Annotated in this window: 31 protein-coding genes; 2 read left to right on the top strand and 29 right to left on the bottom strand. The window is 58.0% G+C overall.

The genetic code is table 11. The features are described 5' to 3' along the window. Positions 1 to 79: 79 nt before the first annotated feature. The 29 genes from QOL84_RS13235 to QOL84_RS13375 form a co-directional block, all read right to left on the bottom strand. A complete protein-coding gene (locus tag QOL84_RS13235) occupies positions 80 to 1,126 on the bottom strand; it encodes a phage baseplate assembly protein (protein ID WP_283437483.1) in 1,047 nt (348 codons plus the stop codon). 3 nt (positions 1,127 to 1,129) lie between these two features. Then, positions 1,130 to 2,365 (bottom strand): DNA circularization protein, encoded by a 1,236-nt coding sequence (locus QOL84_RS13240; RefSeq protein WP_129389946.1) that lies wholly within the window; start codon positions 2,363 to 2,365, stop codon positions 1,130 to 1,132. Beyond that, complete coding sequence (locus QOL84_RS13245; RefSeq protein ID WP_283437484.1) at positions 2,352 to 4,040, bottom strand: phage tail tape measure protein; 1,689 nt, start codon at positions 4,038 to 4,040, stop codon at positions 2,352 to 2,354. The genes QOL84_RS13240 and QOL84_RS13245 overlap by 14 nt, the downstream gene beginning before the upstream one ends. Before the next feature lie 130 nt (positions 4,041 to 4,170). Beyond that, a complete protein-coding gene (locus QOL84_RS13250; protein ID WP_003222226.1) occupies positions 4,171 to 4,467 on the bottom strand; it encodes a phage tail assembly protein in 297 nt (98 codons plus the stop codon). Further along, the gene (locus QOL84_RS13255) at positions 4,464 to 4,811 is read right to left on the bottom strand and encodes a phage tail tube protein (RefSeq protein WP_007908779.1); all 348 of its coding nucleotides are present in this window, start codon (positions 4,809 to 4,811) and stop codon (positions 4,464 to 4,466) included. The genes QOL84_RS13250 and QOL84_RS13255 overlap by 4 nt, the downstream gene beginning before the upstream one ends. A gap of 67 nt (positions 4,812 to 4,878) precedes the next feature. Continuing rightward, positions 4,879 to 6,375, bottom strand: a complete 1,497-nt coding sequence (locus tag QOL84_RS13260) for a phage tail sheath subtilisin-like domain-containing protein (RefSeq protein ID WP_283437485.1) — start codon at positions 6,373 to 6,375, stop codon at positions 4,879 to 4,881. After that, the gene (locus QOL84_RS13265) at positions 6,375 to 6,557 is read right to left on the bottom strand and encodes a DUF2635 domain-containing protein (protein ID WP_129389937.1); all 183 of its coding nucleotides are present in this window, start codon (positions 6,555 to 6,557) and stop codon (positions 6,375 to 6,377) included. The genes QOL84_RS13260 and QOL84_RS13265 overlap by 1 nt, the downstream gene beginning before the upstream one ends. Then, positions 6,554 to 7,138, bottom strand: a complete 585-nt coding sequence (locus QOL84_RS13270; protein ID WP_283437486.1) for a phage tail terminator protein — start codon at positions 7,136 to 7,138, stop codon at positions 6,554 to 6,556. Before QOL84_RS13270 ends, QOL84_RS13265 begins: the two co-directional genes overlap by 4 nt. A 95-nt stretch (positions 7,139 to 7,233) precedes the next feature. Next, positions 7,234 to 8,202 carry a hypothetical protein gene (locus QOL84_RS13275; protein WP_283437487.1) on the bottom strand — a complete coding sequence of 323 codons (969 nt, stop codon included), beginning with the start codon at positions 8,200 to 8,202 and terminating at the stop codon, positions 7,234 to 7,236. Between the two features lie 90 nt (positions 8,203 to 8,292). Continuing rightward, positions 8,293 to 8,649, bottom strand: a complete 357-nt coding sequence (locus QOL84_RS13280; protein WP_283437488.1) for a phage tail protein — start codon at positions 8,647 to 8,649, stop codon at positions 8,293 to 8,295. Next, positions 8,646 to 8,963: a hypothetical protein gene (locus QOL84_RS13285; RefSeq protein WP_283437489.1), complete on the bottom strand. Its 318-nt coding sequence runs from the start codon at positions 8,961 to 8,963 to the stop codon at positions 8,646 to 8,648. Before QOL84_RS13285 ends, QOL84_RS13280 begins: the two co-directional genes overlap by 4 nt. Next, entirely contained in the window at positions 8,963 to 10,087 is a 1,125-nt protein-coding gene (locus tag QOL84_RS13290) for a hypothetical protein (RefSeq protein ID WP_283437490.1), read from the bottom strand. Before QOL84_RS13290 ends, QOL84_RS13285 begins: the two co-directional genes overlap by 1 nt. 86 nt (positions 10,088 to 10,173) lie before the next feature. Beyond that, a complete protein-coding gene (locus QOL84_RS13295) occupies positions 10,174 to 10,911 on the bottom strand; it encodes a hypothetical protein (RefSeq protein ID WP_283437491.1) in 738 nt (245 codons plus the stop codon). Beyond that, on the bottom strand, positions 10,908 to 11,198 hold the full coding sequence (locus QOL84_RS13300; RefSeq protein ID WP_283437492.1) for a hypothetical protein: 291 nt from the start codon (positions 11,196 to 11,198) through the stop codon (positions 10,908 to 10,910). The genes QOL84_RS13295 and QOL84_RS13300 overlap by 4 nt, the downstream gene beginning before the upstream one ends. Beyond that, the gene (locus QOL84_RS13305; RefSeq protein ID WP_283437493.1) at positions 11,195 to 14,713 is read right to left on the bottom strand and encodes a TipJ family phage tail tip protein; all 3,519 of its coding nucleotides are present in this window, start codon (positions 14,711 to 14,713) and stop codon (positions 11,195 to 11,197) included. Before QOL84_RS13305 ends, QOL84_RS13300 begins: the two co-directional genes overlap by 4 nt. A 68-nt stretch (positions 14,714 to 14,781) precedes the next feature. Beyond that, a complete protein-coding gene (locus tag QOL84_RS13310; protein WP_283437494.1) occupies positions 14,782 to 15,387 on the bottom strand; it encodes a tail assembly protein in 606 nt (201 codons plus the stop codon). A 29-nt stretch (positions 15,388 to 15,416) separates the two neighbouring features. Next, positions 15,417 to 16,022 (bottom strand): tail assembly protein, encoded by a 606-nt coding sequence (locus QOL84_RS13315; RefSeq protein ID WP_283437495.1) that lies wholly within the window; start codon positions 16,020 to 16,022, stop codon positions 15,417 to 15,419. Between the two features lie 27 nt (positions 16,023 to 16,049). Next, positions 16,050 to 16,853, bottom strand: a complete 804-nt coding sequence (locus QOL84_RS13320; protein ID WP_283437496.1) for a C40 family peptidase — start codon at positions 16,851 to 16,853, stop codon at positions 16,050 to 16,052. 2 nt (positions 16,854 to 16,855) lie between these two features. Beyond that, positions 16,856 to 17,539, bottom strand: coding sequence for a phage minor tail protein L (locus tag QOL84_RS13325; protein WP_283437497.1), 684 nt, complete (start codon positions 17,537 to 17,539; stop codon positions 16,856 to 16,858). A 66-nt stretch (positions 17,540 to 17,605) separates the two neighbouring features. Beyond that, complete coding sequence (locus QOL84_RS13330) at positions 17,606 to 17,944, bottom strand: phage tail protein (protein WP_186622077.1); 339 nt, start codon at positions 17,942 to 17,944, stop codon at positions 17,606 to 17,608. A 37-nt stretch (positions 17,945 to 17,981) separates the two neighbouring features. Next, positions 17,982 to 19,208, bottom strand: a complete 1,227-nt coding sequence (locus tag QOL84_RS13335) for a phage tail tape measure protein (protein ID WP_283437498.1) — start codon at positions 19,206 to 19,208, stop codon at positions 17,982 to 17,984. 56 nt (positions 19,209 to 19,264) lie between these two features. Continuing rightward, positions 19,265 to 19,519: a hypothetical protein gene (locus QOL84_RS13340; RefSeq protein ID WP_283437499.1), complete on the bottom strand. Its 255-nt coding sequence runs from the start codon at positions 19,517 to 19,519 to the stop codon at positions 19,265 to 19,267. A gap of 29 nt (positions 19,520 to 19,548) precedes the next feature. Then, positions 19,549 to 19,899, bottom strand: coding sequence for a phage tail assembly chaperone family protein, TAC (locus QOL84_RS13345; RefSeq protein WP_283437500.1), 351 nt, complete (start codon positions 19,897 to 19,899; stop codon positions 19,549 to 19,551). Between the two features lie 8 nt (positions 19,900 to 19,907). Further along, positions 19,908 to 20,399: a phage tail tube protein gene (locus QOL84_RS13350; RefSeq protein ID WP_283437501.1), complete on the bottom strand. Its 492-nt coding sequence runs from the start codon at positions 20,397 to 20,399 to the stop codon at positions 19,908 to 19,910. Between the two features lie 92 nt (positions 20,400 to 20,491). Continuing rightward, complete coding sequence (locus tag QOL84_RS13355) at positions 20,492 to 20,683, bottom strand: hypothetical protein (protein ID WP_283437502.1); 192 nt, start codon at positions 20,681 to 20,683, stop codon at positions 20,492 to 20,494. A 24-nt stretch (positions 20,684 to 20,707) separates the two neighbouring features. After that, the gene (locus tag QOL84_RS13360) at positions 20,708 to 21,055 is read right to left on the bottom strand and encodes a phage holin family protein (RefSeq protein ID WP_283437503.1); all 348 of its coding nucleotides are present in this window, start codon (positions 21,053 to 21,055) and stop codon (positions 20,708 to 20,710) included. A 140-nt stretch (positions 21,056 to 21,195) separates the two neighbouring features. Continuing rightward, on the bottom strand, positions 21,196 to 21,618 hold the full coding sequence (locus QOL84_RS13365) for a tail fiber assembly protein (RefSeq protein ID WP_283437504.1): 423 nt from the start codon (positions 21,616 to 21,618) through the stop codon (positions 21,196 to 21,198). 48 nt (positions 21,619 to 21,666) lie between these two features. Further along, positions 21,667 to 22,071, bottom strand: a complete 405-nt coding sequence (locus QOL84_RS13370; protein ID WP_283437505.1) for a tail fiber assembly protein — start codon at positions 22,069 to 22,071, stop codon at positions 21,667 to 21,669. A gap of 517 nt (positions 22,072 to 22,588) precedes the next feature. Next, complete coding sequence (locus QOL84_RS13375; protein WP_283437506.1) at positions 22,589 to 23,323, bottom strand: XRE family transcriptional regulator; 735 nt, start codon at positions 23,321 to 23,323, stop codon at positions 22,589 to 22,591. A 210-nt stretch (positions 23,324 to 23,533) separates the two neighbouring features. On the opposite strand from QOL84_RS13375, the gene mutS reads away from it, so the two are divergent. Together mutS and fdxA are read left to right on the top strand one after the other, a co-directional pair. Further along, positions 23,534 to 26,116, top strand: a complete 2,583-nt coding sequence (mutS, locus tag QOL84_RS13380; RefSeq protein ID WP_283437507.1) for a DNA mismatch repair protein MutS — start codon at positions 23,534 to 23,536, stop codon at positions 26,114 to 26,116. A 163-nt stretch (positions 26,117 to 26,279) separates the two neighbouring features. After that, the gene (gene fdxA, locus QOL84_RS13385; protein WP_064393166.1) at positions 26,280 to 26,603 is read left to right on the top strand and encodes a ferredoxin FdxA; all 324 of its coding nucleotides are present in this window, start codon (positions 26,280 to 26,282) and stop codon (positions 26,601 to 26,603) included. The last annotated feature ends 349 nt before the right edge of the window (positions 26,604 to 26,952 follow it).

Below are 26,952 nucleotides of genomic sequence, written 5' to 3' on the forward strand. Positions count from 1 at the left end.
GATCGCAGCCTGCGGCAGCTCCTACACAGGATCGGCGTACACCTGTAGGAGCTGCCGAAGGCTGCGATCTTTTCAGGGCCTATGTGGTTTTTTTCGGGGGGCTGGGATTGGCGTCGAAGGTATGCGGCGGCGCCACTTGCAGCGTGGTCACCGAACCTTGCGCCGACAGCGAATACGTGACTTTGGAAATCAGCATGTCGCCATCAAACCCAAGCACCGGATCTTTCACCCGCACCAGCGTGTTGTGCCGCCACAGATCGCCGTTGGCCTGACGCCAGCCCTGCACCTGATAGGTGGTGGTCTGCGCGCGGCCCATGCGGGTAGCGCTTTCCCATTGAGCACGCTGCTGCGCCAACTCAAAGGTCAGTTGCGTGCCTTCGTTGATCACCGTGGTGCGGCGACGTTTGAAGGTCAGGTCGGCAGCAATCGATTCGACTTCGCTGACCGCCGCCCCGCTCTTCTTGTCCGAGCCTTTTTGCTGGCCGATCACCCGGTATTCGGAGAACACCTGGCTGTAATCCATCGCCGCGTTGGCCGAAAGGATATTCTTGCCCAGCTCCAGCACATCACTGGCCCGACCGCCGCTGCCGGGCTTGGCCAGCACCAGCCGGCCCTGCTCGTCATCGGTGGAAAACACCCGCAGCAGCGAGAGCAAACGGTCGATCGACTGAAACACCGTTTCACCCGGCACGATGGTGTGTTTGGTCAGTCGTGCGGTCTCGGGTATTTCGTTGACCACCGACTGCGAATAGCCCATCGCCAGCGCCTCGACAATGCTCAGCAGCGGTTGCTCCTGCCATTGCCCCGGGCGATTGATGGCCGCGCAATCGACCAGGTCCTGAGTCTTTGAACTGCCTTCGATGGTCAGGCTGATCTGCCGCCCGTCATAGCGGATCGGCGCCTTGAACACGTAGCCGGTGAGCACCAGATCGTTGCCGATCTTCACCTCGCACGGGTCGCCGGGCTTGATCGGTTGATCCACCGTTTGCCCTGGCCATTGCCAGGTGATGTCGAGTTTGAAGGTACGAAACTGGCGCTCCAGATCAGCCGTGATTTCCACGCTTTTCCAGCCGCCATATTCCAGGTTGTTGACCGTCAGCGTGACGCGGTTATCCATCTCGCTCATGGTTCACTCCCCGGGGACTTTCACTTGGTTGGGTGAGAACCCGGGATGATTCGTCGGGTTGCGTTGCTGGATTTCCAGGGCCCGCGTGGCATCGCCCAGGTACTTGTAGGCAATCACCAGAGCCGGCGCGCTTTCCTGAATGGTTTTAGTGACAACCCGTATACCCGAGGACGCAACAGCCTTGAGGTGAGTGACCAACGCATCCTGCAAATCGCTGGCTACCTGGTGATGCGCAGGACTGGATTTGTTCTTCGCCAGATCCAGCGTGCTGACCAGATTCTTCAGCATCGCCAGCGTATCGTCGGTGGACGGCACGTCCTGATGAGTGATTGGCTGGCTGGCCTGATTGTTGACGGAAGGCGTCGACGGCAACTTCATCGGTTTGCTGGCGACCGGCATCGACGCGATCCACTGCGCCGCTTTCACGATCAGCGTGTCCTGCACCAGATCGGCCATGGCTTGCGCCGCCGCATTGGTGTCCGTGCCGGTGGTGAGCTTCGGCGCATCGGCCTTGCGGATCGCTTCGAGTTGTTGCGACACGTCGGCAATCACGCCACGGTAGCCTTCCTTCGCAAACGTCTTCAGCTCCTTGATATCGCCGAGCAAGCCGTTGAACTCCGCCGCCAGCTCCTTGGGCAACTCCTTGACCGCTTTGACCAGGTCGGTGATGTCTTTGTAGTACGTGATCAGCGGCTGGAGCTGTTCTTTGATGATCTCGTAGACCCCGGCGAGACTGTTACGCAAATTGGCAATGCCGATCCGCGCCGCTTTGATCATCGTCATCGCCTGCTCGAACCGCGCGAGGGCAGAAGCCTGAAAAGTCCCGGCCTTGAGCAGTATTGCCTGTTGGGTACTGACGGACGCAGTCGGAAACTGCAACGGCTTGTCGGGATAGAACTTCAGGGTAAAGGTCACCAACCCGCCGTCCTGGCGGGTGTGGGTCATGTCGCATTCGCCGACCTTGACTTGCAGGCGTCCGAGCCACGGATGCACCAGCTCGCCACTGCCCGCCTCCAATGCCTTGAGCAACTTGTCGCGCTGCTCCAGGCAATCGGCGCCGATGATGAACGCCGTGACGTCATGAATCCTCGCCTGCTGGCCAAGGTCCTCGAAGTACGGCAGGTCACGCTGCGGATACTCGTGCAACTGACCCTTGCGACCGACCGGGGTTTTCGTCGAATCAATCCAGAAACCGACACCGCGAAAGGATGCCGGCAACAAACGGTCACGCCAGTTCATTGGAACCTCCCACGGACAACGAGCGATAGCCAATGCGCGAAGACAGCGCCAGGCCCGGTTGATTGGTTTGCGGTTGATCGGTACGCATCCCCGGCGGGGCATTGACGAAGCTCACCGTCAGGCCGCCTTCGAGTTGCGTGCGATTGTTGATTGCGCTTTGCTGGATCAGGGCGCTGGAGGATTGCGGCAGAGAGCCGCCCTGCATCAACGGTTTTTGCAGCGAGTTGCCGGGTTCCGACAACGCACCCGACGCCGCCTCGCTGGCACCACCGAAGAACGCTGGCGCCAGTTCACCCTTGCCTTCGGCATTGGTTTTTTTCTGAGCGTCAGCAAAGCCTTCGATCTTGCCGGTGATCTTGGTGATGAACCCGCCGAAACTGCCGCCGAGCATTTCCCTGATTGGCGCCATGTACGATTCGATCTTGTCGGCAAACTCACGGATACGGTCGGTCAATGGCGACCATTTCAAATCAAACATGTCCAGCGGTGAACCCATGAACGGCAAGCCGAAAATCGCCCCCAACGCCATCATCACGGCACGAATGGATTCTGTTTTTTCGGCAAAGAACGCAGGCACCTGACCCCAGAGTTCGTTGATCTTGTCCATCGGGACGTAGTCATTGAATACGCTGCGCAACGTCTCTTTGAGCGGTACGATCAGCGCCGTCAGCAAATCGAAGATGGCCGCGAGCAACTGAGTGACCGGTCCCCAGTTATTCACTATCAAGCCCCACGGCGTCCAGCTGAAAGCCTCTTTGAGATTTGCGAAAAACGAAGTTGCGTTCTCCTGGATACGCGCGAAAATCGCCGTGAATATCGGGCTGATGATCCCCCAGTTATTCACAATCAAACCCTGCGGAGTCCAGGCAAACAGGGCCTTGAAGAATTCGAACGCGGGTACTGCTACAGCCTTGATTCCTCGCCAGAACGACGAGAAAAACTCAGTGACCGGTCCCCAGTTGTTGATCAGCATTCCCAGCGGGGTGTAGCTGAACATTGTCTTGAAGAACTCGGCCATCGGGATCACTACCGGCGCAATCTTCTGCCAGAGCTCGCTGAAAAACGTCGAGATCGGTTTCCAGTAGGCGACGATCAAACCGGCGGCCAGGGCAATCCCGGTGGCGATCAGCATGATCGGGTTGGCCTTCATCACCAGGCTCATGATGTCGAACACTTGGGTCGCGCCCGTCACCGCGGTTTGCATTGCCGAGAAGGCGATGGCTCCCGCCGCGAGGCCTTGTACCAGCTCGGGGTTGTCGGCCAGCAAGCTGCCGAAACCGTTGAGCATGGGTTCAAGACCGATCACCACCGCGCCAACCGCCGGCACCAACGCGGCATTCACCGCCGTCGAGACCTTCTCCATCGACGCACTGAACACGTTCATGGTCTGTGCGGCGACTTTCGGCGCGGCGGGCAAGTCGACGGTTTTTGCCGTGTCGCTGACTTCGGTCAACTTGCCCTGAAACGCGGCCGCCGACTTGATCCCCTCGACAAACGGCGTGATCACGCTGCCGCCCTTGAACAGACCGCTGATGTCCAGTTTGCCGAGGCCGGTCTGTTCGAGGTTTTTCTTGAAGCTGTCGACCTTCGCTCGCAACGCGCCGAGCTTGGGCGACAGTTCATCGATGCCCGTGATCAGCACCGGGGTTTTCACTTTGGTTTCTTCGTCTGCCATCACTGCACCTGCTGCATCGCATTGATCCGTTGCGCGTGCTCCAGCGATTCGCGGAGCACATCCAGTGGCCTGGCCATCATCTGTTCGGGGTCAACCTTCCAGAACCAGGCCAGGTCATAGGCGACTGCGATCAGGTCGGTGATGGCTCCGACGCCGCACTCATGAAAAAACTCGCAACAGCCCAGCTCAGCGCGTTGAGGTCAGCCAGATCCAACTGGTTGACCGACGACGGCGGAATGCCGGCGCACACGGCGATGTATTTGGCCGCCACGTCCATGTCGAGGCTGACTTCTTCGCTCTTGTCGATCTTGTACGGCAGCGCCTTGATCGCTCGCACTTCCTGCACCGTTGGACGGCGCAGGACGAGTTCGGTCAGGGGCTCGCCGTGAGCTTCGATCGCAACCTGAAGCTTCACGGCGCCGCTCATTGCCAGGTCCCCTTGATGCCTTCGAATTTCAGTTCGATGGTGGCGTCATCGCCCTTGGAGACTGGCTCTTCAACCAGATAGGCGCCGGCCAGCACGTAGACTTTGCCGTTGCTGAATTCGCAGGTGACGGTGATGTCGGTGCCTTCGATCAGCTTCTTCAGCGGGAAGTCGGCGGTGTGCAGCGCAGTCACTTTGAACGACGGTGCGATATCGGTTTCCTTGTAGAAACCCGGCACGACGGTTTCGCGTTTGACGGCCATCAGCGGGGCTTCGCAGCCGCCATTGATAGTCAGTTGTGCGCCGTCGACCTTGACGTAGCAGGTGCCTGCAATCAGTTGACCCATGGTGTTACTCCCTTGAATAAAAAAGCCCACGCGAGGTGGGCTGAATGCTGGTGGTCAAACGCGCTGATCAAGCCGCGTCGTCGTACTGCAGACGGAATTGGTTGAGCAGTGCGAACACGCGCAGACCGTTGATGTAATCCGGCGGGAACAGCACGTTGACGCGGCTCGGATCCTGCACGTCGCGCTCGACGATCAGGTGCTCGGCGAACAGCTCGGCATTCTCCACGTGGCCTTCCAGTTCGAGCTTGGCGTACTGGGCGATCAGCTCACCACGGATGGTCGCCGGGGTGACGATCGGCTGGCCGGCGCCGAAGCGGGTGCCGTCGGACGCCAGTTTGTGCCGGCCGTATTTGCTGGTGATCACGCTTTGCAGACGGCGCACGATGAACGCCGACTGGTGCATGGTTTCGCTGTCCAGGTAGGAGTTGTCGGCCTGCCCGTAAGCGTTTTTCTGGTAGGTGGTAATCGAGCGCTGGATACGCACGTAACCGCCTTCGTAGTAGGCGGTGGCGATGCCGTAGTTGAGCAGCGACTGACGCTCGGTCAGGGTGAAGCGCTCGCTCGCCGGCGCCGGATCAACGCCCGGCAGGCTGCCGCTTTGGGTCGGACGGCTGGCGTCGGCGGAGATGAACACGGCGGTGCGTGCAGCCAGTGCGGCAGCCTGTACCCAGAACGGTTGCGGTACGCCCGGTTCCAGCGCCTGAATGGTCATGTGCTGGTCGTTGCGTGCCTGGCCGGCAGCAACCAGAGTACCGACGGTGCCGCGCTTGGCGCTGTAGACGTGACCGAACAGTTGCTTGGCCCACGACCAACGACCGGTGCTGTCATCCATGACGGCTTGCCAGGTGTTGAGGGTCGACAGATCGGACCATGGCAGTGCGATGAATTCGAACGGTTCATCACCCAGTGCGGCGATCGCTTCAACCTGATCCGGCACACCGGCGCCGCCGGTCATGGCGGTGATTGCAGCAGTCAGGCCGGCCGGGGTTTCTTCGCCGTTGCTCTTGCCCAGGCGATTGAATTGCAGGCTGATGTCGTTGCCGCTGTCGCCAGTCCATTTGGCGTTCAGGGTGACCACACCTTCAGCAGCGGCAGCGCTGACCGGCAGGTCGGCCGTGGCGTTGATTTTCTGCGCCAGTGCGGTGGCGGCTTGGGCTGCGGTGCCACCGTTGACCACGGTGGCTTGCACACGCACGCCACCGACGTAGAGATTGAGCAGACCGGCCTGGGTCGCGGTGCCGGTGAGGGTCAACACGCCTTTGGCGACGGCGCCTTCAGCGTTGTGCAGCGGCAGGCACCAGATCTCGCCGATCGGGTCGGCCTTGCGGAAGGTCTCGTACATCGAGGCGAGCATCGAGCCTTGGCCGCCGATGCTTTTCGCCAGCGCAACGCTGGACACCAACACCAGTTTGCCGACTTCAGTCGGTGCGATGTTGTCGTTGACCTGAGCCACGATCAAACGGCGCATGGTCGAACTCGCGCTATTGGCGGCCGAGTTGTCCATTTCGGCATAGAACAGCGGTACACGAATGTCCGCGGGGATGTTGCTGAATCCGATCGCCATTATTTGGCTCCCTGTGGTTTAGCCGCTTTTGCGGTTTTGATTGTGATATCGCCGTCGGCCAGACGTCGGCGCCACCAGGCGCTGTCCAGCACTTCACGGCCTTCGAGGGGCAGCAGATCGCCGGCCTCCGGGTCAGGTACGGCGCGGCCGGCGGCCGGCAATACGGTGATGCGATTGCTCATGGGGTTACGTCTCCAGAGAAAGTCATTTCCACGCGCCCATCGGGGCCCGGGCGTTTCAGGTTGGGGTCGGCGGGGTCGATCGCATCGACCCGCACGGTGGCCCCGGTAAAGGACGACAAACCGTCCAGTTCGCGTTCGTGCCAACTCTCCGCAGGCTGACTTGGCAGATTGCGGCCGAGCTGGAACTCGGCAAAAAAGCGCAGCCGATAGAAAGCCCGGCTGCTGTTGATCGAGACCAGCTCGCCGCCGTCATAAGCGATGGCGCTGTAGTCTTTGTCCGGCTTGAACCCAACCAATGCGCGCCACAACTCGGCACGCAGGTCATGCAACAGATCCAGCGCTTTTGTAGCGTCGCTGGCGTCAAGCGCCAGGACGATTTCGAAGCGGTCGCGGATCGGTTGGGTGGTGAGGTTTTGTGAGGTGCTGTTGTTGGCTGCATCGGCCAGCGATGTGATGCTGGCGCACGGAATTTGTAGCGCCGCATCGGCTTGCAGTGCAGCGACGTCAATGCCCACGGTGATTCGATTGCCCAGCGTCGGGCACTGAGCACGCAATTGCGTGACCAGAGGGGTCATTTTCATGAGGAAGTACCGAGTGGGGGCGGTCGCAGGTCAGCGCCTGTACTCAACCCGATTTAACGAGGAACCCCAGCCGCAGTTTTCAGTCTGGGTTTTGCTTAGAACCACCGGCCGATGGCGAAGCAGTCAAAGGAGACTATTAGCTCGTCTCCTTGTACGAACTGACCAAGGCTGAAAGCGCAGATGCTGGCAAAACCGAGCCCTCTGCTATAGGCGCTGACGCTGGTTACCGCCCTAGTCACACCCAATACTCCAACCAGATTCCCAATGACAAATCCCAGCGTCACGAAGGGCATCGGATAAGACCAGTTGAAGCCCATGTTGGACGGGTTGTTAAACACTGCGCCGCCCTTGTTGCTGAGGGTGCAAATCAACGTGCCGTCGGCAAACTTGACGTATTCACCGTTGGCATTGGCGCCGCGCTCAATGACGGCTCCGGTTGGAACGCCTTTGTCCTGGCTGACCGTTCCGACCAACGCGGCAACGGCAGCACTGCCCAGTCCGAGGCCCGACCGAGCGGTTGCCGGGGAGTTTCCACCCGTGCCACCTCGTGCTACCGGTACAACAGCGTCCGTTGCCACAGCACCGAGTCCAAGCGCCAAGCGCGCCGAGGCGGCATCCGTCGCGCCGGTTCCGCCACGTACGATGGGCACAATGGTGTCGGTTGCGACTGCACCCAGGCCAAGGCCCTGGCGAGCAGAAACAAGATCCGTTCCTCCGGTGCCACCATTTCGCACCGGCAGGACATCGAAACCACTCGCGTCACCCAGTGCTGCCAGCTTCGGGCCGTACTGAACGTTAAGGTTGTTGAATGCATCGGCCAGTGCCTTGGGATAGCCCTGCACGGGCATGATCGAATAGGCCGCAGCGTTGGCCGTCGTTCCCTGGTAAACCGGGGTGATCGACAACATCGCCGGACTGGCGATATTGCTCACTTCATATTGTCGTCCATCCGGTCCGACGAAGGCGTCGCCCACCCGGACGTTAGTCACGAAATCAACGTTGAGGCCAATGACCGCGGGCGAATTGTTGGTGACATTGACCGTACCTGTTCTAAGCCATGGCATGGTGCAGTCCTTTTTTAAGCGAAAAAAAACCGCACTCGGCGGTATGAGGTGTTTAAGACGATTTCAATCAGGTAGCTATCAGAAAGCCAGTCAGCCCGGCGGCAAGGCCGGGTCACCCACTATCATCGGAACATCGGGCTGGACAGGCCACTTCGGCGTCACGGGCCAGGCAGCTTGTGTGATCACTTTGCCCAAGCTGTACTTGTAGGCTTTCCACTGTTTCAGGTTGCCAAGCAGTGCTTGCTGTTCCGCCTTATCTTCAGTCGTCGCCTCCCCCAGATCGATGCCGTAACCGAGGGTGTCGATCCGATCCTGAATACGAGCGACCTGTGCTGCTGCCACCTCGTTTTTGCTCTTGAGCAGTGCTTGAGCTTCGGTCAATCGTGCTGCGGCAGCCGCTGTCTCTTTCATGGCTTTGGTGATCAATTGCGACCAGTCGATATTCATACTTCAACCACCTCTTGCGGCAAAGGCTGTGGCAATGCCACGTCACCGTCAGGAATATCGATCAGGTCGGCAGGAAACGCTTGCGCCTGACTGTAATCGGCCGGGATCGGCAGCAACAGGTGAAGGGTCAAATGGCCGTTCTCGTGGAAAACGTCACCCACGAACCATTCAGAGTCGATTGCGGCTCGCGGTAGCGTGTCGCCGTCGGACAACCGCGAAAAATCGAACGTTTCGCCGTTCACCGTGATCAGCGCGCCCGACTTGTGCAGCGTCAGAGCATCCTCTCTGCGTTGCGGAGACAGAACAATGTTCATCAATACCACCTGCCTATTGCGATCAAATTGATTTGCGCAGCCGAGGCTGCGTTCGTTGTAGCGATGGCGCGCCAGGCGCCCCAGTTGGCGATCGACGGGGGGATCCAGGCGCTGGCCATGACGCAATCGACGTTTACCCTGCCAATCGCTGCGGACGTCACGGTAGGTATCGACGCGAATGCTGAAGGATAGGCACCCGGCGCATACGCATCACTACCGAACAATGCGCCCACCGCGTAGGTACCCGTCGAGTTGGTGGCAATCACCTTCCAGCAGACAAGTGTGCCATCGGCGAATTTGGTGTACTCACCATTGGCATTGGCCCCCCGCTCGATAATGGCTCCGGTAGGCACACCGGCTCCCGAAACGACGCCGAGAATGTTGTTCTGTCGGTAAACCATGCGCCATGCGCCGAAGGCGCCGGTACCGTACTGATCACGCTCCCAACTGCGCTTGGTGCCGCCGGCAGCAATGCCATCGACTTCGTGCCAGACCTGATGCACTGGTTGGCCAACAAGCTTGATGGTGTCCATCAGGCCATAATTTGAATTGGGCGGCTTCACCCCGGTGCTGGTATTGATGACAAAACAACGACCTGCAGGAACAGACGCCACGTCATCGATATTTCCAGCGTAGACCGGGGTGTCACCGCCGATGCCGAACGCTCCGACTTGCATGACGCGCCCGGCAGTCGTATCGCTGAGAGTGGTTTGAAGGGTGGCTGAAGCGGCACTGCCCAGCTCCAGAGCAGCGCGAGCTGCGGCGGGCGTTGTGCTACTGGTTCCCCCTCTGGAAACTGGCAGTACATCGAAATTGGCGGTTGCGCCAAGCCCCGCAAGCTTCGCTCCATACTGATTGACGATGGTGCGCAATTGATCCGCAGAATCCTTGACGTAGCCTTGCATGGGCGCCAGCGTATACGGCCCGCTCGCGGAGCTGCTGCGGTATTCCGGTGCAATGGATAGCGCCGTGTCGCTGGCAATATTAATGACTTCGTACCATCCCCCATCGGGGCCTCGAAAAGCATCACCTACACGGCTGTTGGCAATGAACGCAGTGCCGCTACCGGTGACGGTGGTTGAATTCTGGACGACAGTGACTGTTCCAGTTTTATACCAGGGCATATGTACTCCAGGATTGTTAGAAAATTGCAGAACGCGGCAACGACCGGACAAAAGACATACGTGTCCGCCTATCAAGCAGGGGACTGCTATTCTTTGATAATCGGAATGGCCGGCATCGAATAGTAGATAGCTTGGGGAATCCCCGGATAATTCGTAGTGAAGCCGGTACGTGAATCGAGCATCAATCTGGGTTCGCCATTGGCAGCGAACCCCCATCGAATATAAGTGATCGCGTTGACTGTCACGCCATTGACTGCCACTTGCCCCAGCTCGACATCAAGCGCCATTCCGACAGCCAGATAGGTATTCGAGCTGGTGATCCATGAAGCGGGACGATAGATATCCATGCGTGCAGCACCCGCGATCGGCTGTCCGGAGACCAGTATCCAATCCTGGGGAGAGCCCCCCAACTCTCTTTCAAAGACAGGAGGGCGAAGCAGAGAATCAAACACGACTTCCCCGCGTTCATTACGCACGCGCATTCCATAACCGCTGACGGAACGAAGGTTATAGGCATAAACGCGTATGGCAATGTTCTGGGATGTATGTCCGCCGTTACCAATAAAGGTCAATACCGCTCCGGTCCAATTTCCCGGCCCGCCCAGATACTGGACGCTGTCATAGAACAGCGCAGGATTGTCCCATGCCCTGACAGCCAGAATGGGCGGAGCTGCCGAGGTCACCGGATATGGAAAGGCCAACTGATACACGGCACTCGTACTGACCGCTATGTTTTGCTCCAGCAAAATTCCAAGATTATGGAACTTGCTGTCGATAATGGTCGCGCCGCCAGCATTACGCACAAGCAGTCCAAAATTACTCATGATTTCGCTACCACATAGAGTGTTCCGGCGGTGTGGTAAGCATTGCTCCACCACCCGTAGAATCCCCACTCGACATAGCCATCGCGCATAAATGCCCACACCGGACGCTTATTGACCTCGTTGCCGACCACATAGGCAGTTGCATTGTTTGAGTTGAAACCAGGCAAAGCAAAAGTTCCAGAATCGGCAAACTTTACGGGCATCGAGTGAATGACTCTCAGTGCCCGATCAGTCACATCAATGGATATTCTTCCCTGCGCGTCGAACGTTCTAAATCCGAATGTCATGTTGAGAGCATCCCCATTTCAACCCGAACCGTGCCGGCCTGATCCACCACCGTCCATCGTCCGCCCTTGTCCAGCGTCCAGATGGGAGTGCCATTGTTGGCTAATGCCGTGGATTGGATGACATTGCCAATTTTTGCGTTTGTGATCGTGCCGTCCTGGATGAAAGCGGAATTGATGAACGTCTGATTACCAGCGACCGTGAACGGTGAAGTCGGCGTGCCTTTGGCCAGGTTTAACAACATGAAGGTGTCCGCACGCACGACGAACTGCGATGAAACACCGGATGGATCAACCTGAAGACCTAGGCCGAACGACGCCGCATATTTCTGGCCACCTGCAGTCGTGTCCATTTTCACCGACCACAAAGTCGACAACTTACCGCTGGTATCCGCCAGTGCAGTTGCGGTCTCCCTCACGGTCGCACTGTTTTGCCCGACCTGTGCGGTCAACTGGTCAATTTTCGAGGCTGTCGCAGCGTTAGTGGTTGTCACCGCTTTTTCGAGCGAAGTGACAATTGCCGTGTTCAGATCAGTGGTGACCTCAACGGTTGAAAGACGCTGCGCCGTGGCCTCATTCTGCGACGCCCTGACACTGCTTTCGACGGCGATGGCCGCCGTACTGGTCCACCCTTTGAGCGCATCTGCCAACTCGCCTTCACCGTTATCATCTCGCGATGCGGCGCGCAGCGCCTGGAATGCAGCAGCCTGAGCCGTCAGTGCGCCATCGATCTTATTGATATCAGCGGTGTTGGTCCCGACCTGCTGAACCAGTCCAGTGGCAGTCTCGACCGTTTGCCCTACATCGACCCAATACTCGGCGTTCGGCGGTGGCAGATTGACGGGGACCAGCGCCTTGGCCTGATACAAGCGATCGCCCTGACGGACGACGGCATATTTCGCATATGTCCTCGTCGGATCATAGCTTTCATCCAGGGCATCAACCCGACTTTGCAAACCGGGAATTTTCTCGATTTCACCGAGCAGATCTTTCCCCAGTTCGGTCTGCGAGATCTTGCCCGCGAGCATGTCGAGAATCGGTCCAGCCTCCGAACTGGCTTGCCCCAGCACCCCGTTGCCAGTCGGATACCACGGCCCGATATTGCCCGTACGATCGACCAGCCTCGCCCAGAAGAAGAACGACGAACCGGCCAACAGGCTCTGCATCGTGTAATCACTTTGCGGATACGCCAGGTCGGCCAGCTTGATAGCGGCTTCAAGATTTGCCGTTGGCCCGTACCAGATTTCGGTTCGCTGCGTGTCTTCAGCGCCCGCCGGAAACTCCCACTTCAGGCCGATACCGAACAGCAGGCTGTCAGCCTTGAGGAACGTCACTGAAGGCGGTGGCGTGGTTTTCCCGGAGAGTTGCGTTTCCACCGAAGTCGCATAGATCGAACCGATGTCCAGCGCGTTGATGGCTCGCACTTTGGCCACGTAACGCCCGGCATAAATGCCGCGTACCTCCATCGACGAACCGCCGGTTCGACCGGCATACACCCATTCACTGTCGTTCTTGCGCCAGTAAACTTCATATGCAATGGCGTTGGCCGGGCGCGCCCACTCGATGGTCATCACACCGACTGCACTGCCCTGATCGACGAAGTGGTTATTGCTGATCGTGACTGAAGTCGGCGGCGCCTGAACGCCTGGCGGTATGACCGTGACAGGGGGGCGCTCGATGCGGGAGCCGTTGTCGATTGCGCCGTACTTGCTCGGCACATGTTTGACGGCGCTGATGCTGTACTTGATTTCAGTGTCGGTGAAGTCTTCAGCAATCGACAACACGCGAAATTGCTGTGCAGCCAGAGAAACGGAATCAATGGCCCACATCGACTGCGCCGGCGGCAACTCGCTCAAAGGCTGAGTAAGGACCACACGCTGCGCCTCGTCACTGATACTCACTGACTTGATCACACGTGATACGGCTTTGCCGGTCGGCATGACCAAGGTGAGAGTATCGCCAGCTTCGGCGGTCACGTGGGCATCCAGGGTCAGCGTATCGAGTGTTGCACCACGCAGGCGACCACCAATCCGTCGGCCGGCACGGTCGTTGTCAGCCACACGGATAATTTGCCCCGGACGCGCCAGCGTCCCGTCCAGACCGACCGAGAAAGTGACACTTTCAGTTTCCAGGCGATTGGTCAGCAGTGCCCACTTACCAATGCGTTGGGCCTGGGCCTGAGACGTACAACCGGTCGCAGTGATCTCCGTCTGCTGTACACCATAGCGAGCGATACCATCAGCATCATCGACGTACTGAACCTTCTGCCGGTAGAAGTCCGTCGGATCATTCCAACTGACCAGCGCCACGGTGAACCGGGTCTTTTTCGCCGACCCGCCATAGACGAACTTGCCATCAATGACGTTGCCGTTGGAGTAGGTGTACACCGGGTCTTCCGGCATGTCGGCCACTGCCATGACCGAGCCCGCCCCCCAATACGACATGCCACGAAACGTGGTCGCCAGATCCTGCAAAACCTTCAGGGCATCGGCACGCACCGACAAATACAGGTTGCAGGTGAAGCGCGGTTCAGTCCCGCCCTTGCCGTCGGAGACTGGCTGGTCGCAATACTGACCGATGCGGTACAGCTCCCATTTATCCACCTGACCGGCATTGAGCAAATGGCCCAGGCCATAACGCGGATGCAGCAGCAAATCGTAGTAAATCCACGCCGGGTTGTCGGTCCAGGCCGATTTGAACGTACCGTCCCAAATGCCGCTGTACGTGCGGCTCTGCGGATCGTAGTTGCCGGGCACCCGGATGATTCGTCCGAGCAATTCAAACGAACGTGAAGGAATCGACTGAAACTGCGAAGCATCAAATTGCAAACCGATGATCGCCGAGCCGGGATAGCGCAACTTGGCGTCGATCACCTCAGTACTCGATTCGACACTGGTGGTGTCGGCAATGGCGCCGCTGGTGGAATTGGGGGTCAACCGGCGTACTCGCACGGTCCAGCCACTTTTGGCCGCAGGCAGATCGATACGGTGCGATCGCTCGTACTTGGTGGTGGTTTTGCCACTGAACGCAGACGTCAGCACTTCGACGAAGGCACCGCCATCGGTGGCCAGATCGATCGCGTATTTGACTGTATAACCGTTAGTGTCGCCGTTGCTGGTGTTGGTCTGCGCCAGTCGCGCCACCGCCAGACGAATCCGCACAGCCGACAATTGCAGGTTGGTAAAGGCCTTGGTCCACGGTTGATCACTACGCAACTCGACCGCTGCGACCGTCTCGTTCTCCACTGCGGGAAAACCGGGGATATGTGCCTGATCCTGGCTACCGGTACGAACATCCAGCGTGACGCCATTGAAGTTCAGGCTACCGTCGTCGTTGGCCAGCGGTGTTTCATCCAGAAACACTGAGCGGGCGTCGTTTTTCAGACCGACAATCTCGCCTTCGCTGACGAGATCGAGGATACGAGCGTAAGCCGTGCTTTGCAGGCTGTCTGGCGCCTCCACGGAGGGGCGCGGCTTGGCGCCGCCACCTTTGCTGCCAGCGAGAATGAGGTCAGTCATGGCTTTCCTTCAGGCGAAATAAAACCCGCACAGGGCGGGTTGGGTGGACGTCAATAAAAGATCGAACGCTAGAGTTGATCCTGCGCGTAGATACCTGCGCTGATCACGGAACTGCCGACGACCAACTGGCCATACAACAGACCTACCGGATTACCTTGGGCGCTGGTGTTGACCGGGCCGTTGAAGCTGTAGCTGGCGCGATGGGCGGGGCTGTCCTGAGCCCCCAGGCCTTTAGCTTGGGGGGACAGCATTTGCAAAACACCACCGATCACCATCGCGGTTCCCATTTGATACAGAAAAGGTGAAGCACCGGCGAATGGCGTAAACGACAGTACGAATGCGGCAGCGATCATCACACTGCCGACAATGGTTTGAAGTGATCCCGCGCGCTTTGATCCTGCAATGACCGGCACAATTCGCAGCACCTCTTTGCCGGTAGGCTTACCCAGTTCATCTTGCGAAAGATTTTCCCGACCATTGAACAGCGCAAACCGAAGCCCTTTGCCAGCGCTTTCGTTCATGTATCTTTCGAAACCGGAGAACTGCTTGAAGTAACCCATGACATCCCGAAACCCGCCGGAAGTTGTCACACGATGCTTGCGCCCAAACAATCGCGCCAGGGATCCGGATAACAGGACCGTCTGAATTTTTTGTTGATCTGTTTGCATTGCCATAGATTTCTCCGGCAGTAAAAAGCCGCTCGCTACAGTTGATCCTGCGCGTAGATCCCGGCACTGATCACTGCGCTGCCGACAATGGCCTGGCCGTAAAGCAGGCCCACCGGGTTGCCTTGAGCACTGGTATTGGTGGGGCCGTTGAAACTGTAGCTGGCTCGATTGGCAGGGCCGTCCTGGGCGCCCAGGCCTTTGGCTTGTGGAGAAAGCATCTGCATGACGCCCCCAATCACCATGGATATGCCTACAGACCCCACTGCTCCCCAGGTACCACCAGCGGCAATACCAGCAAAACCACCGGTGAAAAATGTTGCTGCGGCGATCAATACGACACCGACAACCGTCTGCAATGAGCCCGCTCGCTTGCTGCCAATAACCATCGGTGCAATACGAATATCAAGTGCGCCACTCGGCACTTTGAGCCGGTCCTGGCCAATGTTGTCGCGGCCCAGGAAAATCGAGTACGTAAGCCCCCGGTCCCGGGACTCCATCAGAAAGCGCTCGAACCCCGGAACCAGAATGCACAAGGCATGAATGGCTTCCGCGGCGTTGTTCACAGCCAGCCGGTGCACGCGACCAAAACTGGCACCCAAGGTGCCGTAAAGGCGAATAGTCCTAAGTTTTTGCTGATGCATTTCACAGCTCCAGGAGAAGACCTCCAGTCAGGTTTCAGTCATTGAGTCAGGGGGCTGATGATGAGAAATTTTCGATTGATGCCGCCAACAGCTCACCGTCACTTCTGCCCAATATCCGCCATAGGTATCGCGCCGGCTGTCTCGCCCATAAAGGTGATGCAGGATTGAACCGGGCGCGGGGAAGTGATCAGGCTCAGTCTTGAGTACGCCATCTTCAAGATAAATGGCGGCATGGTTGGGCACCGGCGAACGAATCTGCATCAGCACGATATCGCCCTGCTGCAATTGGCTGACCTGTTCAAAACCCGCGGCGGGCAGGTTCTCCAGATAGAGATTTGCGCCTTTGTCCCACCAGCCGTCCTCGCGGTCGTAGTCACCGAGTTCGATACCCATTTCTCGTCGGTAATAGTCGAGAATGATGCTCAGGCAATCATGTACCCCGTGGACGAATGCGCGCCCAATCAAGGGCGCCAGATATCCACTCGGTGTGATGGTGACCAGTTCACCCTTGCAAACCCGTCCCGCATCATCCTTGCGCACTTCGAGAATGTGCCAAGGCAACCCAGAGGCCTCACAAGAAACCCGGTCTGCCTCGCTGGCCGTCGCCGGATAATCCGGATGACTGTGAACGACGGCGAGGATCTCGCCGCACTCCTCGGCCGCCGCGTAGTCTTGTGGTGCCAGACGAAAGTGTTCACTGGGCGTCGTCGCAGTATTGCGGCACGGCACATAACGCTGTTTGCGTCCCTCGCGAATCAGCAAACCGCAGCATTCGTCGGGATACTGCGCGATGGCATGACGCTCGATGGCGGCCAGTGTGGTCTTGTTCATGATCAGCTCCGAATCAGACCCGCCGCCGGAAACGAGCCATATGGCAGTGGATTGTTTTCGCCAAAACGCAGCTTGCAACTGCTCAGGCGTCCTCCGCACTTGTCCCTGGCCGCGTCGCTGACGATTACGTCATTGGCGTCCGCCACGGGGCCGCCGTTGTAGCCGCAGTACGGACCGCGATAACCACCACAACTGAGCCACCAGCAGACATTGGCAACGATTTGCCGACGCGGAAGTTGTACGCCGTTGAAGTCCAGTGCACTGGCGAGTTCGAACTTCACCACTTCACTGTCTTCACTGACCTTGCGCTCGATAAACCAGACATCTGGCGGCAGTTCTTCTTCGGGATCGGCTTCAGGCTGACCATCGAGGTACTTGCCCAACGTGCGATGACGGATCAGCCGCGCCCCGACCAGATCATCGAAATACAACACCAGAGCAGTGATGAAACCACCGACGTTACCAACCGAAAGCGATGGAGTCGGTTGTGTGCCCTGCCCGGTCATCTCAAAGCCTTCGGCCTGAATGGGCCAGGGTGAATACTCCAGGCCTTGCCAGAAAATCGAGGCCTGCTGTGGATAACCGTGGAAGCGATATAACTCGGCTCCGAGGCTGGTCGCATCGAGCTCAAACAGCTCGACCCAGGCACCCGGTTCCAGCGCCTGGATATCTGCAGTAATGGACATTTAAATCTCCGGGCAAAGAAAACCCCGCGCAAGGCAGGGTGGTTTTGGCGTCAGGCGTATCCCGGTTTACGGGTGAAATGCCTGCTCGAAGGTGGCTACCAAGGTATAGAGACCTGCGCCCATCGGAGTCGGTTGATAACCTTTGCAGCGATAGAGGGCAGGCTCGCTCAACGGTGCCGTCCAGTAAAAAGGCGCGGCTCCGGCGTGACGATCAAGAAACTGCACAATGGATCTGATCCGCACCTCGTCACCGACGAAGGTCAGCGGCCAGGATTGTGTTTTGTTGTTGATGCCGTCTTCGGCCACTTGTTGATAGCCATCACCAAACTTCGCCGATTTGAGGCGAAACTCGACATTGCCGACGGGCTCTACTTTTGGAAGCCAGCTGAATGTTTCCGTGCTCATGTTTCCTCCGGGCGTGAGTGGTTGCAGCCGCTGATCGTCAGCGGCCGTTGATGGCGGACCAGATCTGCCCACCCGGTTTAAGGTCACGAGCAATCTGTTCGGCGGCACCCAGTTTGGCGGCACCGGCGTAGGCCTTGGCGACGGTTTGCGAGTTCATGTCGCCTGCTACGCTCCCCCCCGAACTGTCACCTACATTGATGGTTTGCTGGATGACTACTTGATGGTTGCTGTTACCGCCCAATGCGCCACCCTGCACCTGCACGCCGAGGGAGCCATCGGAACCTCGACTGAGCGGCATGATGGCTTCTGCTCCGGCTTCGCCAAACATGGCCATCGGCGCCAGGATCGGCCCCGTGGCAACGCCGTTTGTAAAGGCACCACCCTTGGCGAATCCGGTGTATCTGAAATCCGACCCAAGCGATAAAGCCGGGTTGAATAGGGTGGTGTCCGCCCCTACTCTCGCGGTCGTTACCCCAGGTGCGCTACCACCACCAAACAGCGACGTCGCCGCCGTTCCGACCAGACCGAACAACGAACTCAGACCTTTGGACATCGCTGTCTGAGCCGCCAGTTTGGCCATGTCTCCAAGCACTGATTTGGCAAAATCGGAAAACGAAAACTTGCCTGTCAGCGCAAATGTCGAAACCGCATCGCCCATGGTGTTGAACGCATTGGTAAACACTGCCTTGGATTTGGCTGCAACATTGTTGGAGCTGGTCAGGTAATCATCCCAGGCCGAAGTGGCCCCGTTGATCCAGTTACCCTGAGCCTCGGTCATCGCCTCGTAGTTGCTTTGAACCTGAAGAGTCATCTGCTCGTGTTCGGTTTTCAACTCGCCGAGCTTCGCGCTGTAATCGGCACCTTCCTGAGGCGCAATGCCTCCCGCCGTGGGCGTGTCCAGCGCCTTGCGTGCCAACGCATATTTCTGGTCGATGTCATTCAACGCTTTCGCACGCTCACTTTCCCGCGACCCCATTCCGAGCTGCGCGGCAGCAAGAGCACCATTACTGCGCAACTTGTCGAAATCGTCTGAATAGTTGGTTCGCTTGCTGGCTTGTTCTTGAACATCGACGTAGGTGGCGACATTGGCTTGGGCAATCGAACTGGCCGATGCATGTAACGTCACACCAATTTTTTTCGCTGCATCCTCGATCTGCTTTTGCATTTGGCGCAGCTTTTGTTCAGTAATTCGTGACGCCTGAGTCCAGGCTTGTTCAAGGCCGTCCAGGTTCGGCGTCAAACCCGCTGAGGAAGTAACTGCCATGTGCATTTCTCCGGGCTATAAAAAAACCCGCCGAAACGGGTCATGTAGTTGTCTGCCTATCGCCATTGCTCAATCGCGAGCTCAAGGGATAACCCTTGACGCTGCTCATGCGGCATGAAGTCCAGCAGTTCCGCCAGGCCGCCGCCCAGTCGGTGGGTCTGTAGCGCAACCATCGCGCTACTCGCCTCCAGCCGCCTGCCGGTATGTAGCGAACCATATCTATCGATATAGCGACCCCAAGCCAGAGCTTCATGATAGGTCATGCGCTCCTTGGCTTCGGCAATCGTCCGGCCGCCGACTCCGTTCAGCACCAACTCGTGCCAGAACTCATCGGCGGCGGTCAGTTTTTTGTTGAATGCCCACCGGTGCCATTCACCTCATTGACTGCGTTGAGCAATAAGAACCCTAAAGACGGTTCAAGGTTGTAGGCGTCATCAAAGGACAGCGCTTCCGAACCATCCGCGCCTAACGAAACCGACGCGGCGATGTAACTCGCGTTGCGGCTTTGCTCGTTCTCGCCTTGAGCGAACAGACGCTCGATGACACCGAACGATTGGCGGCGGACATGCAGAACGAACGTATCGGTTATTTCCTTGCCCGACTCGCCATCATAGTGAGTCCAGCTCACCTCTTTCCTGATCGGCTGCCCATCGACAATGCCGCCCTTGGCTTTCAGTTGTTTGAGGTTCATGGCGTCTCTCAGGCTTTCTTGATCCAGGCGGAACCGCCGGTACGCTGAATAGTGACAGTGGTAGTGACCACGGTATTGAGGGCGAAGTTGAACGGGAAGTCCGACACATAACCGTCGAAGGCGAACCAGGTACGGGTGGCTGGCAATTCGAAGTCATTGCCCTGAGCATTCACCGTTGGCGCTACACCTTTGCCGTCCGACCAGCCCACAACCCATTTGATGCCGGTATCACCGTCGGCTTCCGACAATTGATGCAGACGGATATGGCTAGCGTTGGTCGGGTCGGCGTTGAGGCCGAGGCTGGCGGTACCGGGTGTGCGCAGACCTTTTTTATAGGTGCGCTCTTCAGCGTTGAGACTGGTGTCTTCAATCTGTTCTGCAGGGGCACCGCCCGGATCGAACGAAGTGGCGTGTTCGATTTCCAGTACGGTGTAAGGGCCGGTGCCTGCGGCTGGCGGAACAAGGGCGAAAATTTGAGTACCTTGGGTAAGAATCGACATCTGGCGTTCTCCATTGAACAAAAAAACCCGCAATAGCGGGGTTGAGGGTATTACTCGGATGGACCTGTCTCGGCGTTGCGAGCGGCGTTCAGTCAGGGTGCAGGTGTACCGTCCAGGTAGGACGGTGCGTTGGGATCCGGCTCTCGACTCTTGATCAAATCGACCAGTGCCTGGTTGCTTTGCGCCAACAATCGAATGGAGGCACTCAATGCCGTCTGACTGTCGGACTGGATTTGCAGCGCCGCAACCAATTGATTGATTGCGGCCAGATCTTCGTCATTCATATTCAGCGTTTCTCTTTGCGGGAATCATGGATCGGTCGGCGAATCGCGCGGAGGAACTTCGCAAACGCCGATGCGCTTGGCGGCCCAGCGTTCGTACAGACCGATGGCGACGTCGGCCCCGGCCATCGCGGTGAGGCAGCCGAAGGCGCCGGCTGCCCAGATCGACATGCCGGCGGCATACAGCAGCATGATCGCCGACACGCCGCAGATCATGCAGGCGCCGGAGCGCAATGCCAGACGCCGTACCAGCGGCCAGCCACGGGCGCCCTCTTTGTCGGCGCGCCACATTTCGCCGGACACCCCGCCGACAACGGCAAGGAGGATGACCAGCCAGATCGGCATGTCCGCCAACGCTTGTTGCTCGTTTGTCATGTCACGCCTCCTGGTGTGATGGATGAATGGTGTGTGTTGGGTTCAATCGGTTTCTCTTGAGGTAGGCATTCCGAAAAGCCCGGCGCTGTGGCCGGGCTTTTCAGTAATGCGCTCCCACAGACAAGCTTTGAAAGTGGCGATCAGAAGGGCGCGGCCGGCCAGTTGATGGTTGGAAATGTGTTCTGGTTTTTTACATCGCCGACAGCGATGAAGTACTGCTTGTAGGCTACCAATGTCGCTTCATCAGCCGCAGTGGCGATACCGAGATCCAACTTGTATTGCAAAGGGTTGAATTTCAGCCAGCGTGTTGCGTCGTCCAACCGAAGTTCTATGCGACCGCTCGTAAACAATTGCTGCTCCTGGACCGTCGTTTCAGCAAATTCATTTCCGGAAGGCCCCCACACCAGTTTCATTCCCGGTTGAACGGTTTCGTTACCGGTGACATCGCGCCATGAAGCAGTTGGTTCTCCTCCCGGTACGGCTGGCGCCTCGCCATCAATGTCCACCAGTTGTAGAACCACGGTGTAACCCATGGCCGTAATTGTGAGTGCATAACGATTCATCAAATTTCCTTTTGGCTAATTCTTGAACGAAGTGGCTTGGTGTGTTTGTCAGTACGGCGCTACCGGCCAGACGATGTTTGCCGGGTAACCCGGTTGCTTATCAATGTCGCTGACGTCAATGCAATACTGCTTGTGAGTCAGCAAACGAGCCTGGTCTTCCGTTGTCGCGATACCGAGATCAACTTTGAACTGAAGCGAGTTGAGCAGTAGCCAGTTGGCGGCGACATTCAGCAATTGCCATTTCTGTTGTTCGGCTTCGTTACGCAAGTCTTCATCTGTTGGGGGTGTGAATGTCCAGACTCCGTTGAAGGCCGCTCCCCAACCAACGCGTATTTCTGTATTTCCGGTGACATCTACCCAAGCGGACGTGGGCGAAGCAGGTGCATCCGGACTGACGTTGCTTTCTTTCAACTGAACGACCTTGCTGTATTCAACCAGTGCATAGAGATTCATTTGATACTCCTGAATGTGTTGTCATTTGAGGTGGGCGGTTGTGAAGCAGTAAGACAGGCATTCCAAAAAGCCCGGTGAGGCACCGGGCTTTTCAGTAATGCACTCCTTCGCCTTCCTTCAAATCCTGTGTTCAAGAAGGAAGCTGACTTTTCGGCGCTACTGGCGCGGTACGAGTCCATTCAGATTGTTTTTCCGACCGCGGTCCCTGCCCGCCGGATAACTGCTTCTGGTGCTTTACGCTGCACACCCGGGTCAGTTGCCTACCCTCTGAACCGTTGAGGCCGGTTCATCGCTGCCTGTTCTTGTGGAACTAAAGAGCTTTCGTTTCCAGCCGCTTTGTCGAGCGGCTTGGTGGCAAGGATATGCATGGATGCATATACAGTCAATGCGTAAATGCATTTATTTATGCACAAGAAATGCGCAAACGCATGAAAGCCCCAGTATGCAAGGGCCTGGCGATTCGCTGGAGGCGAAAAAAAACCCGCCGAAGGGCGGGTTTTATCTGAAGGAGGTCTGGTTAGCGGGCGTACATGCCCCACCAGAAGACGTGACCAAGGATGACGATCTGTTCTTCCTGGATTTCCTGGAAGCTGTAGTCCTCGTCCGGATGTTCATCGCGGTTGAAGCTGCGCAAACGAATGCCGGTCGGCAGGCGATAGAGTTGCTTCACGCGCAGCTGGCCATTGTGATTGATCGCATAGAGGTCGCCATCGATGATGTCGCCGATGCCGCACTTGCCTGCGTTGACGCCGACGGTGGCGCCATCACGCAACACCGGCAACATGCTGTTGCCGCGCACTGTCACGCATTTGGCCTGGTCGAACTGCACACCATTATGGCGCAGGCTGCGCTTGCCGAAGCGCAGGCTAGAGCGCTCGCTCTCTTCAATGACGAATCTTCCTGATCCTGCTGCCAATTCAACCTCGCGAAGAAACGGCACCGATACCTCGTCGTCATCGACAGGGGTATCGTCGTCCCACAGCATTATGTCCTTGAGTTCCGCGTGCACGTCATCGCGCGTGACAGCAGCCGAAGACGCGACATCCGCGCGGCCGCGCAATTGATCGGTGCTCACGGCGAAGTATTCGGCGATCTTCGAAATGTGTTTATCCGAAGGATCGACGATCTTCCCGCTGAGAATTCGCGAGAGCGTGGATTGAGGCACGCCGGTACGACGGTGAAGCTCCGTGGGGGAGATCCCGTGTTGATCGAGCAATGCTCTTAAGACGGTAGATACGTTGCGTTTTTGCATAACGCGCATAGTGCTTGAAGTTTTTTATTAAGACAAATGCTGATTTGCATATTTTGTGCATGACCAGCGTTTTTGATGCAGAAAGCTGTCACCCAGCCCTCGCACCTGCGTCCTGTGGACTGCCCATGGTAATCTTGCGCCCATCGCGGAAAAGCCCGGCCAACGCCACGCTTTTGCCCCACACATTTCAACGAGTTTCCTGACAATCCGATGAATAAAGCCGTCTCCGACCTGTCCTCCCACACCCCGATGATGCAGCAGTACTGGCGCCTGAAGAACCAGCACCCGGATCAGCTGATGTTCTACCGCATGGGCGACTTCTACGAGATCTTCTACGAAGACGCGAAGAAGGCGGCCAAGTTGCTCGACATCACGTTGACGGCGCGTGGGCAGTCGGCGGGGCAGGCGATTCCGATGTGCGGGATTCCTTATCACGCGGCGGAAGGCTATCTGGCGAAACTGGTCAAGCTTGGCGAGTCCGTGGTGATTTGCGAGCAGGTTGGTGACCCAGCCACCAGCAAGGGCCCGGTTGATCGTCAGGTGGTGCGCATCCTCACGCCGGGTACGGTCAGTGATGAGGCGCTGCTCGATGAGCGCCGCGACAACCTGATCGCCGCGTTGCTGGGTGACGAGCGTCTGTTCGGCCTGGCCGTGCTGGACATCACCAGCGGCAACTTCAGCGTGTCGGAAATCAAAGGCTGGGAAAATCTGCTGGCGGAACTGGAGCGGATCAACCCGGTCGAGTTGCTGATCCCGGATGACTGGCCACGAGACCTGCCGGCGGAAAAACGCCGTGGCGTCAGTCGTCGCGCACCGTGGGATTTCGAGCGTGATTCGGCACTGAAGAGCCTCTGCCAGCAATTCTCCACTCAAGACCTCAAAGGTTTCGGCTGCGAGAACCTGACCCTGGCCATCGGCGCTGCCGGTTGCCTGCTGGCTTACGCCAAGGAAACCCAGCGCACCGCCCTGCCGCATTTGCGCAGCCTGCGCCATGAACGTCTCGACGACACCGTGGTGCTCGACGGCGCGAGCCGCCGCAACCTGGAACTCGACACCAACCTGGCCGGTGGCCGCGACAACACGCTGCAATCGGTGGTCGACCGCTGCCAGACCGCCATGGGCAGCCGTTTGCTGACCCGTTGGCTGAACCGGCCGTTGCGCGATCTGACCGTGCTGCTGGCGCGCCAGACCTCGATCACTTGCCTGCTCGACCGCTACCGCTTCGAAAAACTGCAACCGCAGCTCAAGGAAATCGGCGACATCGAGCGGATTCTGGCGCGTATCGGTCTGCGTAATGCTCGTCCTCGTGACCTGGCGCGCCTGCGTGATGCGCTCGGCGCCCTGCCTGAGCTGCAAGTGGCGATGACCGATCTGGAAGCGCCGCACCTGCAAGGTTTGGCGACAATCACCAGCACTTATCCGGAACTGGCGGCGCTGTTGGAAAAAGCCATCATCGACAACCCGCCAGCGGTGATCCGTGACGGCGGCGTGTTGAAAACCGGCTATGACAGCGAACTCGACGAGCTGCAATCGCTGAGCGAAAACGCCGGCCAGTTCCTCATCGATCTCGAAGCCCGCGAGAAGGCCCGCACCGGCCTGAGCCACCTGAAAGTCGGTTACAACCGCATTCACGGCTACTTCATCGAGTTGCCGAGCAAGCAGGCCGAGTCAGCGCCGGCAGACTACATCCGTCGGCAAACCCTCAAAGGCGCCGAGCGTTTCATCACCCCGGAACTGAAAGAGTTCGAAGACAAGGCGCTGTCGGCCAAGAGCCGCGCCCTCGCCCGCGAGAAGATGCTTTATGAAGCGCTGCTGGAAGATCTGATCAGCCAGTTGCCACCGTTGCAGGACACCGCCGGCGCGCTGGCCGAACTCGACGTGCTGAGCAACCTTGCCGAGCGCGCGCTGAACCTTGACCTGAACTGCCCGCGTTTCGTCAGCGAGCCGTGCATGCGCATTTCCCAGGGACGTCACCCGGTGGTTGAGCAGGTGCTGACGACGCCGTTCGTGGCCAACGACCTGAGCTTGGATGACAATACGCGCATGCTGGTGATCACCGGCCCGAACATGGGCGGTAAATCCACCTACATGCGCCAAACCGCGTTGATCGTGCTGCTGGCGCACATTGGCAGTTTCGTTCCGGCGGCCAGTTGCGAGTTGTCGCTGGTCGACCGCATCTTCACCCGGATCGGCTCCAGCGATGACTTGGCCGGTGGCCGTTCGACTTTCATGGTCGAAATGAGCGAGACCGCCAACATTCTGCACAACGCCACCGAGCGCAGTCTGGTGCTGATGGACGAAGTCGGCCGCGGCACCAGCACCTTCGACGGTCTGTCGCTGGCGTGGGCGGCGGCTGAACGTTTGGCTCAGTTACGCGCGTACACGCTGTTCGCTACTCACTACTTTGAACTGACCGTGTTGCCGGAAGCCGAGCCTCTGGTGGCCAACGTGCACCTCAATGCCACCGAGCACAACGAACGCATCGTGTTCCTGCATCACGTGCTGCCGGGGCCTGCCAGCCAGAGTTATGGCCTGGCGGTGGCACAACTGGCCGGCGTGCCGAGCGAAGTGATTGTGCGTGCCCGCGAGCACCTGAGTCGTCTGGAAGAAACCGCTTTGCCGCATGAAGCGCCGAAACCCGCTGCCAAGGGCAAACCGGCAACGCCGCAACAAAGTGACATGTTCGCCAGTCTGCCGCACCCGGTGCTCGATGAGCTGGCTAAACTGGATCTGGACGACCTGACGCCACGCCGTGCGCTCGAAATGCTCTATGCCCTGAAGAACCGGATATAAGCACTGAAGAAGCGGATATAACGCAAACGGCTTCAAGCTGTTAGAATCTCGCGCGGTTTGGGATGCTGCTGGCTAATAGCCTGGCCAGCAGATATCGCTCCCGAACCTGGCGACCCCAACCGTGAAGGGGCAACGCTGCCGCCGCCTGAGGAGAAAATTAGAAATGACCTTCGTCGTCACCGACAACTGCATCAAGTGCAAGTACACCGACTGCGTAGAAGTCTGTCCGGTGGACTGCTTTTACGAAGGCCCGAACTTCCTGGTGATTCACCCGGATGAGTGCATCGACTGCGCACTGTGCGAACCAGAATGCCCTGCTGTGGCCATTTTCTCCGAAGATGAAGTTCCAGAGGACATGCAGGAGTTCATTCAACTGAACGTTGATCTTGCAGAAATCTGGCCGAACATCACCGAGAAGAAAGAATCGCTGCCGGATGCCGAAGAGTGGGATGGCGTCAAAGGCAAGATCAAAGACCTCGAACGCTGATCTGTCCCGCGCTCGATAAAAAGGCCCTTACGGGCCTTTTTGCTTTTCTGCAGGCAAAAAAAGGGGCGGTATGACCCGCCCACATTTTTTCCCTATTCCCTGTATTCCTTTTCATCGTCCTGATGAATCGCGTCCTGCGATGTCCGTTCCCCTCTTCCTTGAAGGGCGTGTCTGTCCGTCGACACAACCTGAATACTAGAGCTTTTCCTGGTGAGAGCAATCGGCACTCCGAGCCGAAAAGCGCCGTCATAAGCCCTTCACATTAAAAAATAGATATACGAATCAACAAGTTAAATACTTAGCTTGAGAACGATCACCGTCTGCCACAGTGTAAAAATAACGAACACTT

The sequence above is a fragment of the Pseudomonas helmanticensis genome (genome assembly GCF_900182985.1).
Lineage (GTDB): Bacteria > Pseudomonadota > Gammaproteobacteria > Pseudomonadales > Pseudomonadaceae > Aquipseudomonas > Aquipseudomonas helmanticensis.